This is a genomic window from Paenibacillus sp. CF384 (assembly GCF_900106745.1).
Lineage (GTDB): Bacteria > Bacillota > Bacilli > Paenibacillales > Paenibacillaceae > Paenibacillus_Z.
Genome location: NZ_FNNV01000019.1, coordinates 99,589 through 113,678 on the forward strand (window position 1 = coordinate 99,589; position 14,090 = coordinate 113,678).

General features: G+C 48.9%; 14 protein-coding genes. 1 reads left to right on the forward strand and 13 read right to left on the reverse strand.

All coding sequences use genetic code 11. The features are described from left to right. The first annotated feature begins 223 nt into the window (after positions 1-223). Positions 224-730, forward strand: coding sequence for an Rrf2 family transcriptional regulator (locus BLW29_RS25490; RefSeq protein WP_090984936.1), 507 nt, complete (start codon positions 224-226; stop codon positions 728-730). Between the two features lie 94 nt (positions 731-824). Here BLW29_RS25490 and BLW29_RS25495 read toward each other — a convergent pair whose 3' ends face one another. From BLW29_RS25495 to BLW29_RS25550, 13 genes are all read right to left on the reverse strand, one after another. After that, positions 825-2,918, reverse strand: coding sequence for a glycoside hydrolase family 43 protein (locus BLW29_RS25495; protein WP_177186823.1), 2,094 nt, complete (start codon positions 2,916-2,918; stop codon positions 825-827). Positions 2,919-3,082: 164 nt separating this feature from the next. Beyond that, a complete protein-coding gene (locus BLW29_RS25500) occupies positions 3,083-4,204 on the reverse strand; it encodes an acyltransferase family protein (protein ID WP_177186824.1) in 1,122 nt (373 codons plus the stop codon). 13 nt (positions 4,205-4,217) lie between these two features. Then, positions 4,218-4,982, reverse strand: a complete 765-nt coding sequence (locus BLW29_RS25505) for a DeoR/GlpR family DNA-binding transcription regulator (protein WP_090984942.1) — start codon at positions 4,980-4,982, stop codon at positions 4,218-4,220. A 33-nt stretch (positions 4,983-5,015) separates the two neighbouring features. Continuing rightward, entirely contained in the window at positions 5,016-5,480 is a 465-nt protein-coding gene (locus BLW29_RS25510; protein WP_090984944.1) for a hypothetical protein, read from the reverse strand. Then, entirely contained in the window at positions 5,455-5,862 is a 408-nt protein-coding gene (locus BLW29_RS25515; protein WP_090984945.1) for a hypothetical protein, read from the reverse strand. The genes BLW29_RS25510 and BLW29_RS25515 overlap by 26 nt, the downstream gene beginning before the upstream one ends. Beyond that, positions 5,859-6,878 (reverse strand): ABC transporter ATP-binding protein, encoded by a 1,020-nt coding sequence (locus tag BLW29_RS25520; RefSeq protein ID WP_090984947.1) that lies wholly within the window; start codon positions 6,876-6,878, stop codon positions 5,859-5,861. The genes BLW29_RS25515 and BLW29_RS25520 overlap by 4 nt, the downstream gene beginning before the upstream one ends. Positions 6,879-6,893: 15 nt before the next feature. Continuing rightward, a complete protein-coding gene (locus BLW29_RS25525; protein WP_090984949.1) occupies positions 6,894-7,913 on the reverse strand; it encodes an ABC transporter ATP-binding protein in 1,020 nt (339 codons plus the stop codon). A gap of 11 nt (positions 7,914-7,924) precedes the next feature. Then, positions 7,925-9,082, reverse strand: a complete 1,158-nt coding sequence (locus tag BLW29_RS25530) for an ABC transporter permease (protein WP_090984951.1) — start codon at positions 9,080-9,082, stop codon at positions 7,925-7,927. After that, positions 9,079-10,077, reverse strand: a complete 999-nt coding sequence (locus tag BLW29_RS25535; protein ID WP_090985053.1) for an ABC transporter permease — start codon at positions 10,075-10,077, stop codon at positions 9,079-9,081. The genes BLW29_RS25530 and BLW29_RS25535 overlap by 4 nt, the downstream gene beginning before the upstream one ends. A 98-nt stretch (positions 10,078-10,175) precedes the next feature. Then, positions 10,176-12,179 (reverse strand): ABC transporter substrate-binding protein, encoded by a 2,004-nt coding sequence (locus BLW29_RS25540; protein ID WP_090984953.1) that lies wholly within the window; start codon positions 12,177-12,179, stop codon positions 10,176-10,178. A 211-nt stretch (positions 12,180-12,390) separates the two neighbouring features. Continuing rightward, positions 12,391-13,260 (reverse strand): helix-turn-helix transcriptional regulator, encoded by an 870-nt coding sequence (locus BLW29_RS25545; RefSeq protein ID WP_090984955.1) that lies wholly within the window; start codon positions 13,258-13,260, stop codon positions 12,391-12,393. Positions 13,261-13,442: 182 nt separating this feature from the next. Further along, positions 13,443-13,769, reverse strand: coding sequence for a spore germination protein (locus BLW29_RS32175; RefSeq protein ID WP_143044466.1), 327 nt, complete (start codon positions 13,767-13,769; stop codon positions 13,443-13,445). Beyond that, positions 13,687-13,899 (reverse strand): hypothetical protein, encoded by a 213-nt coding sequence (locus BLW29_RS25550; RefSeq protein WP_090984957.1) that lies wholly within the window; start codon positions 13,897-13,899, stop codon positions 13,687-13,689. The genes BLW29_RS32175 and BLW29_RS25550 overlap by 83 nt, the downstream gene beginning before the upstream one ends. Between the last annotated feature and the right edge of the window lie 191 nt (positions 13,900-14,090).

The window sequence follows — 14,090 nt, forward strand, 5'->3', positions numbered from 1 at the left end:
GCAGTCTAACCTCCGTTAATCCTGTTCTCTATCTCGCTTATTAATCGTCGACAACGTTTATCGTCTATAAGGATTGTCTATAATATAGCCATTAACATCGAGGATGTCAAATGAAAGGCAGCGCATTTCAACTTACAAATTCCGCCAAGCCTCAATTGACAAGGGTATGAATCCCCCCTAAGATGTTAGTATTACGTTTCACGTCCAGAAAGCAGGTGTTTGCATGCAGTACAGTATAGGTGTTGAATATGCGCTGCATTGCTTGGTATATTTAATCGACATTCCGTCTGATGAGACTATAGGAATTAAAGAGCTTTCAGCGTTTCAAGGCATTTCCGAGACCTATCTGTCGAAAATTTTCGGAAAATTAACGAAAGCCGGCATCGTCAGATCCGTTCCCGGGGTAAAAGGCGGCTATAGATTAGCCAAGCCTCCTGCGGAAATCTCGTTTTGGGATGTCGTAGAAGCCGTTGAAGGCCAAGCGCCTATTTTTCAATGCAAAAATATTAAAGATAACAGTTATCTGTGCCGTGAGGACGAGGAGTTTGCGGCATGCACCAAGGCCACTCCCTGCGTCATTAACTTAACGATGCGCGATGCCGAGGAAACCATGCGTAATCAACTTCGCACCAAATCGCTGAGTTGGCTGAACGAAGAGCTCGATCGCGTATTAACGCCTAAGTCTCGCCAAGATACGCGTAACTATTTCGCTCAGGGTAATAGTGGTTGATCTCTCTACGCTCGAGGATAGGACTCAAACACAAAAAATCACAGCCACATACGGCTGTGATTTTTTGTGTGTTTATGACAATGCTGCTCTTCTATTATGAGAGCTCGGTAATCTCGATTCCGGAAAGCTGCGCAGGGACTGAGAATCCGAGGCCCAGCATCGTTCCTCCGCATCTCTCCCCTTGATAAATTAGATACTCGTCCAACAGAATCAAGCAATTGTTCCGGGTCTGGCGCAGTTCAAGCGTATGCACGTCTCTAAAATCAAAGTACGCAGGCAGCTCTGCCTGAAGCACAACCTGACCGTCCGTTCCCTCTACCTTAACTTCAAGACCAGCGCGATCCAGCGTCAATGTAAACGCCGGTCCGGACAACCGGCTTGGCGTCTCTGACAGACACAGCTGGAACATGCCTGCCGAACCCGAACCGCCTCCTTGCTCGAATTGAAGGTCAGCACGAAACTGAAACGGCTTGCCGAGCATCTCTTCTTTCATCCATAACAACGATGGTTTATTGCTGGCTGCACAATACAAAACGCCTTCTTTGACTTGCCACGTCGCGGCATGATCATCTTCTTCATCAACCTGAAGCATGCCGATGAAGGCTTCCGTGGTCTTCGCGTTCAATTGCGCATGCGGCGTGACGGCAACGCCGGCGAACTTCGCACGGGTGTAGTGAGTAACCAGCCCTATACGTCCCGATGATACCGGGAATCGTCCTTCCAGTGTAGGTACATCATCCACAAGTACCTCGATTAGTTGACCAACCTTGGTTATCGTCAGCTTATGGAACACCGAGTAGCAGAGTGCCTGATCCAGCTTGACCCGCACGGGTTCACTCTTCAAACCGTTCATTACAGAGAAAACAATCAGTTCCTTCTTTCCTACATCCAGCAGTACTTGTACATGATTGCGCATATCGGAATAGCCGATGTACGCCCCATACAATCCGCCCATATGGTTGGGCTCCCACTTGACGTTCAGCTCATAGACGAAGTGAGTGAATGACTCCGTTGACAGCGCCGTCCCGATTCCTACGAGACTATTCTGCAGTGCTTCGTATCCGCCTGCCGACCAAGCCCCGGAATCGATGCTCCATCGTGGGGACAAGCTCTCCACTTCTGCCGTTTCGAACAGATCGCGGAATACAGGCATCGCCGGCGCATCCTGCATCGTATGCGAAGGACCCGGCACCCACATCCGATCGCCCTTCCAAAGAAGCGGATCAATCCGCATCTGGCGCTGCTCCTTGTGGGGGATGCGCTGTTGATGGTTGTCCCGTCCGTGATAAACGATCCAGTCATCCACATTATTCGGAGCCTTGACTACGGAATGGTGACCCACGCCTTCAACATCGTCATTCCGACGCATCAGCGGTTCGTACACATGCTCACTCGGAACCTTCTTCCACTCTCTCTCGGCAATACCGCTGCCTGTGTCAACAGTCATGGAATAACCAATGAAATAATAGGGTTTGGTAAAAGCGTTCCCGCTGTACATGACGTACCCTCGCCCCCGGCGATGCAGATAGCATGCCCCTTCAATCGTATGCCAGTTGCGGCCATCGCCAAACCGATTCTCTTCATAGATTTCCTCATCAAGCGTCGGTTTGACGACAAGCTGGGGCTTGCCTTCAGGCGTAATAGGATCAAGCAAGCGATCAACGAGAATAACCGTCCCCGGACGATCTCTGTCGATGCCCATCGTATTGTTGTCCGAGTAGAATAGGAACAACCGTCCTTGTTCATCCTTTACGACATGCGCATCGATGGTAAAGGTGTCGTATAACGTCTTCACATAGGAAAAAGGCCCTTCCGGCCGATCAGATGTCGCAACGAGCAAATACTCGTAATGAGGATCGGTTTCGCCCAGAGCAACGGAGGATACATACATATAGAAGATTCCGTTAAGGTAAATGACAGCAGGCGCCCAGTAGCCCTCGCGATCAGGCATGGAGAATGCATACCCCAGCGGCTCCCAGTCGACGAGATTAGCGGAACGCATAACCGGCACACCCGCTCCTCCGGTAGCAAAACAATAGTACAATCCGTTGTGCTTCAATACATACGGATCGGGATGAACCGAGGAGTATGCTCCGCTCGATTCGGCACCTTTGTACAGCGGATTCTCGTAAACTCCGGCATGCTTGGACAACGGAAGTCCCGTTGTCAATTTCCCTAATTGCTTCACCGCTAGCTCCGTCCTTTCGCTTGGAAAGATATGAAAGATATGATGCTCCAAGTGTATACTATAGGATCAATTTTGAGTATATAAAAACGCCGGATCGAACCGCAGCATATCGCGGGTCCATCCGGCGTTTCTACTGGATTATGTTTGTTCCTTTCCCGTTACACTCAAACGTCGTTGGAGAGCGGGACACTGACATCAGTCCGCTTTGTTTTCTTCGTCATACGTTCCCTTAATTTCAAGAACGGAACCTCGTAATAGCGATGCATAACAAACGTAAACCCGATTAACAAGACGAGGGCAAAGATTAGCAAATACAAGCTGTGACCGACACTCGCCGTCGTGTTCTCCCTACTGAACCAGATGAACAGGTTCCAATGAAACAAGTAATACCCGTAGCTTTGGGAGCTGATGAAACCGACCCACGCACGACATTTCGGAAGCCGTTCCAGCTTAGGGATATTCACTTCAACTACCGCAATGAGCAAGGCGATAAATAAGGAAACCAGACTAAAGAGAATCGTCCGGGCAAACCAGGACTGGTCCATCGTTTGCGCCTGAATGCCGTTATAGACATAGAAACCGCTAAAGCCGATCAATCCGGCCACCGCAACGAGCAAGGATGCCTTACCGGCCAAGTACTTTCGATAGAGAGAGGCATGATAGCACTTGATACCGGCTAGAATGACGCCAAACACCAGACTGTCCAGGCGTAATGGGATTTGCTTGCGAATGCCGTAATCCCACACCGGCTGATTGGCGTGCACTTCCATCATTCGAAGGATGGGAAAGACAAGGATGAGCACAGCGGAAATGCCGAAGAAAGCGGCTGATTTGTTGCGAAATTTCCCGGCCAGCAGCAGCGGGAACGGAATCAGCAGATAGAACCATTCCTCAATCGATAAACTCCATGATATCGGCAGAAAGCCTAAATGCTGTTCATTAAAGTTCTGCAGAAAAACAAGGTTCGTAAGATTCATGTGATCGTTAAAGAACAGGTATGTTGTGACTACCGCAAAGAAGTAGAGCGGCAGCGTTCGAAACCAACGACGAACATAAAAGGTTTTGAGCCCGGATAGGGATCCGTTCTCCACGACATCTTGAAGCAAGATCCGTCCAATCAGAAAACCGCTAAGCACAAAAAACAATTCTACGCCTAAGTAGCCGGTCACATAATTGAGCGGGTTAAAATCATGGTACGGCATGAAAAAGAACCCCATCCCATGGCAGAACAATACGAGTAAAATCGCGGTGCTGCGGATAATATCCAGTCCGGCATTGCGTTCCATGACTCCGCACTCCTCATTCCTTAAGCTGGATAACTTCAATCGATCGGCGCCGAAGCTGCTGCACATCTTCGGCAGATGTTTCAGCATCCGTAATGAGTCGATCAATGCGATCCCAGCTCGTTATCGTCATAAAGGCTTGCGTATTAAACTTGCTGTAGTCCGCCAATAAATAAACCTGCTCGGCCATTCCGATCATTTTCCGTTTCACGCGGGCTTGCAGCTCGTTGGATTCCGAAATGCCGCGTTCCATATGCGCCCCTTTGCAGGAGATGAACGCTTTATCGACGTGATATTCTTCCAACGATTGCTCGGCTAAAGGGCCGACGAACGAGAGTGAGTTAGGTACAAGCATCCCGCCCGTACTGATCACAACTACATTTTTCTTTTCACTTAACACGAAGGCTACCTTCAACGAATTCGTCAATACCGTGAGGGGAATATCGGGCAATTGCACAGCGAGGTGCCACGCCGTTGTGCTGGCATCCAGCACGATCCGATCATTAGGCGCGACAAACTTTGCAGCTTCCACCGCGATAAGCTGTTTCTCCGCAACATGTACCGTTTCTCTAAGCAAGTACGATGTTTCGTGCGTCTGCGGGCCGATGCGAATGGCGCCTCCGTAGCTGCGCTGCAGTCTCCCTGCCCCTTCCAGGCGATCCAAGTCGCGGCGAATCGTTTCCTCTGTTACGTTGCACGATTGGCTGAGCTCGGTAACACGAACGCTTCCCTTCTCGTTCACCATCCGAAGGATGTGTTGATGCCTTTCCGCGACAATCATAACTGTCCCCCCTTACCAGGCTGCATCATCCGATTACCGGTCTGAGGCTTTTGAAGCTCTTCTGCCTAGCCAAATTGACAATAGTGTAAGCACCAATGCGCCGACTCCCTCTGAAGCTAGCAGCCACCACTCATCCTTAGGTCGATTACCGCTTCCCAGCACGAAGTAGGGAACTCCACAAGCGAACAGCAGCCCTAGTTGGACGGCTAGAAATCGGGTGAAAGACTTCCAAACGCGACCAGCCAAAGCCCGTTTTTTAAAATGAAATTGACTGTAATAGACATAAGCCAGCCAACCAATGCCTAGCGAAATGAACATGATGTAATCGATAGCCTGCCAAGAGAAAGGATTGACATTATAGTAACCCAGTAAATATATGACAAGCCCTCGCAGCGCCAGCCAATTCAATATGCCGATGAACGAAGTGACAGCCGTTAGTAGAACGGATAGATAACCGGCAGCGGTTACCTTCTTATGCTCTTGCAGTAAAGGATCCATGCTGTGCTTCATCACTCCACTCTCTAATGACGTTCTGAAGCTTTAGCAGCATTTGCTTTCGCGTCTCTTCGTTGTCCACAAGATTGGTTTTCTGGACATAAACGGTTAACCGGCGAAGCCTCTTCAAGTAGCTGCGAGCAGCTGCTTGCTGCAAGCTGCGAACCCCTTCCTCATTGCCCGTTTCATGAAGCTGGATCATTTTCACCGTAAATTTACGCGACCAAGTCTCCGGAATCATGCCTGAGGATGAAATCACTTCCAAATCATGATGCTTCTCCCCGAAGATCTTGGCCATCATAAACCGCATGTACCAGATCGAAGCAAGCATGATAAGCGACAAACAAACTAAGAAAATGAGCAAAATCAACATGATGGCGGTCATAGCGATGCAGCCCCCTGCAGCTGCAGCTCTCCGGCAAAGTGGCAGGCCGAATAATGTCCTTCGCCGACCTGTTTCCATTCCGGAGCCTGCGATTTACAGATGTCCTTCGCATAGGGACATCGCGGATGGAAGTAACATCCGGATGGCGGTTTGGCGGGATTGGCGACTTCACCCGACAGGATGATCCGATTGGACTTTTTACGTGGATCAGGCACGGGCTTGGCAGATAACAGCGCTTCGGTGTACGGATGCTGCGGTTTCCTGAATAAGGTCTCGGTCGCAGCCGTTTCTACCATTTTGCCGACATACATCACGCCGACCCGGTTGGAAATGTGTTGGATGACGCCTAAGTCATGCGAAATAAACAAGTAGCTTAAATTTAATTTATCCTGCAAGTCCTGCAGAAGATTGATAATTTGTGCTTGTACTGAAACGTCAAGCGCGGACACGGCTTCGTCGCACACGATAAACTTCGGATTCGTTGCCAATGCTCTGGCAATTCCGATCCGCTGACGCTGTCCGCCGCTGAAAGCATGCGGGTACCGCTCCAGATGCCGGCTGTCTAAGCCCACCATTTCCATCAGCTCCCTGACACGTTCCTTGAGCTTCTCGCCGCGAGCCATTCCGTTACAAATAAGCGGTTCCGCAATAATATTGAGCACTGTCATCCGTGGGTTGAGCGAGGAATAGGGGTCTTGAAAGATAAGCTGCATGTCTCTGCGGATGGCCCTCAGCTCTTGATTGTTCAATTTCATGACATCTTTGACTTGTCCTTGTCTGTCACGAAATAGCGTGGAACCCGAAGTCGGCTCAATTGCCCTCAAGACGCATCTTCCGAGCGTCGTCTTGCCGCAGCCGGATTCCCCTACCAGACCAAGCGTTTCACCGGGCCGAATTTGAATATGGATATCATCGACTGCTTTGACGAAGCCGACCGTTTTCTTGAGGAATCCTTCTTTAACGGGAAAATATTTCTTCATCGAACGGACGTCTAATACAAACTCCTCTTGCGTCATGGCTCAACCTCCGCTTCAGTTATTGACCTCGTCCACAAGCAAGCAGCGTACCGAATGTCCCGCGGCCACTTCAACCAGTGGCACATCTTCCACATTGCACACGCCATCCTTCGCCATCTTGCATCGCGTATAAAAGCCGCAGCCCTTCGGTAAGTTCATCGGAAACGGCACTGTACCTTCAATCGATTCCAGCCGTTTGTTCGACCGTATTAATGAAGGGATGGAATTAAGCAGCGCTTTGGTATACGGGTGCTGCGGATTATGAAACAGCGTATCCACGTCGGTATATTCAACAACCTTCCCCAGATACATCACCGCAACATCGTCCGACATTTCAGCAATAACGCCGAGATCATGCGTAATAAAAATGACGGAAGTATCATGGCTCGATTTCAGGTCATTAATCAATTGGAGCACCTGCGCCTGTACCGTGACGTCTAGCGCTGTCGTCGGCTCGTCGGCAATCAGGATGGCCGGATTACAGGATAGCGCCATCGCAATCATAGCCCGTTGGCGCATGCCGCCGGACAATTGATGGGGATATTCGCTCATCCGCTGCTCCGGATTGGACATGCCTACCTTCTTCAATATCTCAACACCAAGCCGATAGGCTTCATCCTTATTGTCCGTTGCATGCAGCAGTATGGCCTCCATGATCTGGTTGCCTACGGTATGAATCGGCGAGAATGCCTTCATCGGTTCTTGAAAAATCATGGCGATTTCGCCGCCGCGAATATCTCGGATTTCCGAGCCGCGGGGATCGAGCTTGGCAAGATCGACAACATCGTAGGTGCCATCCGGCTTCTTGCGCGACAACCGGATTTCGCCTTGCACTTCTCCCGGCTTCGGAACGATGCGCAGCAGCGCCTGTGAGGTTACGCTTTTTCCACAGCCGCTTTCGCCAACGATGCCTAACGTCTTCCCGCGTTTAATTCGCAGATCGACTCCGTCTACTGCTTTCAGAAGTCCTTCATCCAATCGAAACTGCACCTTGACGTCCTTCATTTCCAATATGACATTCTCTTGCTGTGACATAGGTCCACCTCCTATTTATAAGGATCTGCAGCATCCCGAAGCCCGTCTCCGAGAAAGTTGAACATGAGCACGGTTAACATGATGAAGGCGGCAGGCCATAGCAGCCAAGCATGATGTGCCAAGGTTTCCAGGTTTTGCGCATCCTGCAGCAATACGCCCCAAGATACAGCGGGCGCTTGCAGCCCAATGCCAAGAAAGCTAAGTGAGGTTTCCCCTAGAATTTGGGCGGGAATCGCAAGCGTGACATTTACGATAATGTAACTGGCAAAGGACGGGAGCAAGTGCTTCCGAATGATTCGCAAATCACTGGCGCCTGCAAGCCGAGCCGCCATCGTGAAGTCCTCTTCTCTGAGCGATAGAATTTTACCGCGCACGACACGAGCGAGACCTGTCCATCCGATAACAGAGAAGATGATGATGAGACCGAAATACATTTTGGTTGTCGACCAGTCTCGCGGCACTGCGGCAGACAGCGCCATCCAGAGCGGAATCGTCGGAATACAAATGAGAAAATCGATAATGCGCTGGATAATCGTATCCGATACGCCGCCCAAGTAGCCGGATATTCCGCCGAGCAGCAGTCCGATAATCAACGTTAGGATAATCCCGACAAGACCGAACGACAAGGAAATGCGTGCTCCATAGATGATACGTGAGAATAGATCATGGCCCAGCTGATCCGTTCCCATCAGAATGAGCGCACCCTCCTTATCGCCTAAGCCGAACAAATGAATGCTCGAAGAGATAAATCCCCACATTTCATAAGGTTCGCCTTTGACGAAGAAGTGGATCGGATACTTTTTGGTGGTATCTTCACTGAAGGTTCGCAGGAAGGTTTCCTGATCGACTTTCTCTGTCAAACCGTAGACAAACGGCCGGAACTGAAAGCCCGTATCCGGATCAACGAAATGAATCTTCTGCGGAGGGGCATTCTTATAAGCCGTATAACGTGTACCGGATAGATTAGGAGCAACAAACTCGCAAAATATGGCGATCAAAAACATCAGAATTAATAATACCGCTGAAATCATCGCGAGCTTATGTTTCTTGAACTTCCACCACATCAGCTGCCATTGCGAGGCTACTTCGACGTTAATGGTATCGGCCGTTTTGTTTCGGCGTGTTCTCGGTTTACGAATTTGATTGATAACGGTAGATAAGCCGCTCATTCCGAAACACCTCCGAAGCGGATACGCGGATCGATGGCCGCAAGCAAAATATCCGAGAGCAGAGTTCCTAATACCGTGATGAAGCTGGTTACCAGAATAAAGCTGCCGCACAAGTACATATCCTGCGTCATGAGCGCCTTGAGCAGCATCGGCCCCGTTGTCTGCAGGTTGAGGACGATGGACACGATGACCTCTCCGGAAATAAGCGCCGGCAGCGTCCATCCGATCGTACTGATGAGCGGGTTGATAGCCATACGAACCGGATATTTGAAGAGCAATTTACCTTCCGATACGCCTTTCGCTCTGGCCGTAATGACGTACTGCTTCGACAATTCATCGAGCAGCATGCCCCGCGTGACTCGAATCAGCGATGCGGCAGATGCCATTCCGATTACGATGACAGGCAATATGAGCCTCGGCAGCATATCCAGCACCTTCGCCATGCTCCATGGCGCATCGAGATACGGCTGCGAGAACAGCCCTGTTATCGATACGCCGGTTTCAATGAAGATGAAATAGACGAGTACGAGGGCAATCAGAAAGCCGGGAACCGCAACGCCGATAAATCCGATGAAGGTAAACACATAATCAAGAATGGAGTATTGATGCGTAGCCGAGTAGATGCCGATAGGGATCGAGACAAGCCATACGAACACGAGCGATATCAATGAAATGGTTATCGTTAAACCGAGCCGAGGCCAGATAACATCCGCAACCGGCATGTTGTATTGGAAGGAACGACCCATATTTCCATGCAGCACGATATCTTTGATCCAGTAGACATACTGCACGATGAGTGATTTATCCAGTCCGTATTCCCGCTGCAAATTAAGGATGGCGCTCTCCGAAACATCATTGCCCGACAGCTTCAATTGCTGAATATAGTTGGTTAAGAAATCGCCCGGAGGAAGCTGAATAATGACAAATACGATAATACTTATGGCGATCAACAGCGGAATGAGCTGTAATAATCGATAGCTAATAAAATTTATCATGCGGTTCCCTCCATTCAATGTAAGCCGCAGATCCATACACGAACCCGGGAGCCCAGGCCTCCTCTCATGAGGTCTGGGCTCCTTTAGGTTCGGACATCTTATTTGCCGAAGAAGAATTGCTCGCCTGAGAAGTCGGTTCCAATTGCAAAGCTGCTGTCACTAGGAATGTTCTTCAGCTTCTCATTCACAATAATTGGCTGCTTCACATCGCTGAGCGGTACGAAGTAGTACACATTGTTTTTCATCTGTTGCTTCACTTCTTCGATCATGCGTTTGGCATTTTCCGGGTCCGTAGCAAGTGCCTCACTAATCGTCGTATACAGCTTCTTCACATCCTCAGGCGGTTCCTTACCGTTCTTGCCTGAGCTGGTGTACCACTGATCCCATAACGGAGCCCACATGCCTTGACCCCAATCACCCATGTACCAGAGCGGTGTGTGCGTCCAGATGACCGTCGCTTGAAGATCATTCGCAGTATTGCGCTGCGACCAAAGCGTCTGGTCGATCGTTTTCATCGTGACGTTAAGACCAAGTGCCTTCCACATCTCGACGATAAGCTGCGTATAAGGAACGATGTCCGGTGCTTGGGCTCCAACTTCGATTGGAATCGTAAATACTTTGCCGTCTGGGCCTAACCGTTTGCCGTTTGCGTCTTTCTTCATGCCCATGTCATCCAGCAATTTATTGGCGCCATCCAAATCGAATGTCGGATCCTCGATGTTGCCCGGTTTGGCAAAACCATAGTAGATCGTATCAATAAGCTCTTGGCGGTCGATGGCCATGTTCAATGCTTGGCGGAAACGGACATCTTGGACCACTTTCCCCCAATTTGGATCTTTTTCATAGGTCAAGTTAAGGAAAATATCGGTCGGAGTCACATGCATGTTATTCAGCATGGCTTTATACCCGTTCTTCTCGTTTTCCTTGTACAATGGCATCTTCACGAGCGATGCCGATTCACGTGAGAAATCAACCTCGCCGGCAATGGTTTTCAAACTAACCATTTCAATATCGTTTACGAGGGTGCTTTCGATTTTATCGATGTATGGCAGCTGATTGCCTGCCTTATCGATTTTGAAATAATAAGGATTCCGCTCATAAGTCGTCATGCTTTGCGTCGCTTTCGTAATGATCCAAGGATAGAGGACAGGGAAACCGACGGCTTCGGAATGGTTCAATTTCCAGTTCGTAATATCTTTATAGTTGAACAGGTTGACCCACTCGCCTGGTTTGAAACCGGCTTCCTTAATCGCCGACTCCAACTGATCAAGCTTGATATATTTGGTATGGAATTGCTTCAGGAAGTGAGCAGGCTTGAGCAGCTCTGTGTATCCGCGCCAGCCTTGAATCGCTAAGCGAATCAAGAGACCGCCGTATGGACGATCGAAGGAAAGCTTAAAGTTATACTCGTCGATAATTTCCAATTTAAGCGGAGCGCCTTCGGCCACACCACCCGAACGGAGATAGAGCGGGAAGATCGGGGTCAGCTCCTCGTTCATCAGTACATCCTCGACCGTGAACCGGATATCCTCCGTCGTTACTGGCTCGCCGTCAGACCATTTCAAGCCTTTGCGCATTTGGAACGAGATGGATTTCTGATCCTCGCTGAGCAAATAATCCTTCAGAACGTTGCCTGTAAGTTCTTCTCCGAGAATACTCGGCGTATTAAGCAGCGGTTCATTATCCATGACGAAAACGTCTGCATCCCAGTTCGGCACCGATGTAACCGTTCTCAAAGTTCCGCCGAAGGATCCGATTTCATACTTCAATTGTCCTTCTGCTACCTCGTTAGTGATTTTGTAATCTGCAGGTAAGCGGTCTTTCACATCCGGAAGGTTCTTGCCGTCCAAATACGAGGATTGATGGAACTCCGTAATCGCTCCATCCCCGGTTGCTTCCGATGAAGCATTCGTATTGTCTGATGTGTTGTCTGACTTGTTGTTTGCTACCGTCTCATTGGTGTTACTGGTGCTTTCTGTATTTGTCTTGTTCGCCGAGTTCGATGAATTCGAATTGTTCTTCGAATTGTCAAAACACCCGGTTAAAGCCGTTGTAAAAATGAGAGCGGTTACAAGAGCAGTCGCCAACAGTCTCACCTTCATTTACAACCCTCCGATACTTCTGTTTATTTTTGAGTTTGTGGACTCACCACAATTATTAGGCGATAAACCCACATATTTCAATAAATGTTTTTGGTTTTTACCGTATTTTCGGAAAGAAGTAAAGATTGTCTACTCCCTGACAACATTCGGCGATTTACGGCCATAAATGACAAAAAAGCCCCATTCGGGACTTTTCTCATAGTCTCATCGTTCAAGTTTTCAATGCTTGTTCTCGAAGCTGCTGGGGCGTTATGCCGAAGTATTGTTTGAATAACCGATAAAATTGCGCCTTATCCGGATAGCCGACCATTCTGCCGATCGCTCCCACGCATTCAGTCGATTCTAACAGCATACGCTTCGCTTCCCGAAGACGCACTTCCTGCAAATATTCGGTAAACGTGTAGCCGCAGCATAATTTAAATGTCTTACTGATGTAATGCGGCGAATAATAGCTTTCTTTGGCTAAATCCCGCAGTGTGATTGGTGATGCGTAGTGTTGCTCGATATAGGACAACAGCTTCGGTAATATTTCATGGATGTCTACAGTCAACTGCGTCTGCAGATTGTCCTGCATTCTGCGAAACGACGATGCGAGCAGCAGCATCGTATAACCGCACAACATCGCACGATAACCGTTCTTCTTCGAGAGGTACTCTCCGAACATCGATTCGAGCAGCTCCTCCAGCTCCAGAATGGATTTGCCCTGAAAACGAATGTGCTGCAAGGCACCTTGCATAGGCTGCTGAAACTCCTGAAACAGCCTATGGTTGATCAAGCTGCGCTCAGGCTCATATGTAGTCGACTGCTCATTTAAATAATCAGCTTGAATTAATATGTTCATGTACTGCATGTCTTGCTCGGCATGGAAGGAATGTCTGTCACCGACATTCATCCATAATAAATCACCTCTGCGAACATGATAGCTTTGATTATTCACCTGATGATTTCCGGTCCCGTGCAAGATATAAACCAGCTCGACAAAGTTGTGAGTGTGCTCAGGCTCATGTGTGTGATTGGCTACTTTATAAAGCGCTATTCCCTCATCTTGATGGATAAAGTCGACTGCCTTGTAAATATGCATCACATCATCCTCCGTTTATACGATCAGGATATGGAAGCGCTTACTATTATGTGTAATTTCTACACGTAATAAAGAGTTCCTTCTGAGCGGTTATAATTTTTTGCATGACTCCTTAACGGAGGCAAGGCGCTGTCGACAACAAACTTAGTTTCGACGACATTCGCCATCCCCGCTGCGACTATTCACTGAGATTTCGCTGTTTCCTGAAGCAGCGCCCTGATCAAACTTAAGTTCGTATCCTCATCCTCGACGAAACCCACCTTCGGACCAATAACGCTGAACTCGTTCTCCGTATCGTTATTTGTCCGGATTCCCCGCTTGTTATCCAAGTGAATCAAGGCGCATACGGAATCCGATTCATGAAGCCTACAGATAACCGCACCTTTAAACAGCTTCGATTGAATAACATCGATTTGATCCGTAATCTCAATATTGTAGCGTTTCGATGATAGCCGTCGAGGCGCATTTCTGTATCGGCTGGATGACGTATTCCTGAAGCAGCTTTTGATCGATTAAAGTAGTGAAATACGCGATGTGCAGCTGCCGGTTCGAACAAGAGATCTTGCCCGCTTTGAAATCACTCGATTGGCTCGACATCCGCAGCAACGCTTCTAGGTCTGTTTGCTCTGTCTTCAACATGTGAATCCATTCTCCCAAATTTAGGTATATTGAAGTAATATACCCAGAACGAAATGGATCATTCCTCTACGAGGCTTCCAATCCTGAATGGATAGCTTAGTCGCTGCCTCGTGACACTGCCAATTAACGGGAGCTGCGTAAACAACAAACTATGCGAAAAAGGCTCCGGACGCCAAAAGGCAGCCGGAGCC

Bases quoted from the DNA above. Each gene is read 5' to 3' on its own strand.
- BLW29_RS25535 (WP_090985053.1), bottom strand. From the start codon at position 10,077: ATGATAAATTTTATTAGCTATCGATTATTACAGCTCATTCCGCTGTTG.
- BLW29_RS25505 (WP_090984942.1), bottom strand. From the start codon at position 4,982: ATGATTGTCGCGGAAAGGCATCAACACATCCTTCGGATGGTGAACGAG.
- BLW29_RS25500 (WP_177186824.1), bottom strand. From the start codon at position 4,204: ATGGAACGCAATGCCGGACTGGATATTATCCGCAGCACCGCGATTTTA.
- BLW29_RS25520 (WP_090984947.1), bottom strand. From the start codon at position 6,878: ATGACGCAAGAGGAGTTTGTATTAGACGTCCGTTCGATGAAGAAATAT.
- BLW29_RS25515 (WP_090984945.1), bottom strand. From the start codon at position 5,862: ATGACCGCCATCATGTTGATTTTGCTCATTTTCTTAGTTTGTTTGTCG.
- BLW29_RS25530 (WP_090984951.1), bottom strand. From the start codon at position 9,082: ATGAGCGGCTTATCTACCGTTATCAATCAAATTCGTAAACCGAGAACA.
- BLW29_RS25540 (WP_090984953.1), bottom strand. From the start codon at position 12,179: ATGAAGGTGAGACTGTTGGCGACTGCTCTTGTAACCGCTCTCATTTTT.
- BLW29_RS25545 (WP_090984955.1), bottom strand. From the start codon at position 13,260: ATGCATATTTACAAGGCAGTCGACTTTATCCATCAAGATGAGGGAATA.
- BLW29_RS25510 (WP_090984944.1), bottom strand. From the start codon at position 5,480: ATGGATCCTTTACTGCAAGAGCATAAGAAGGTAACCGCTGCCGGTTAT.
- BLW29_RS25550 (WP_090984957.1), bottom strand. From the start codon at position 13,899: ATGTTGAAGACAGAGCAAACAGACCTAGAAGCGTTGCTGCGGATGTCG.
- BLW29_RS25490 (WP_090984936.1), top strand. From the start codon at position 224: ATGCAGTACAGTATAGGTGTTGAATATGCGCTGCATTGCTTGGTATAT.
- BLW29_RS25525 (WP_090984949.1), bottom strand. From the start codon at position 7,913: ATGTCACAGCAAGAGAATGTCATATTGGAAATGAAGGACGTCAAGGTG.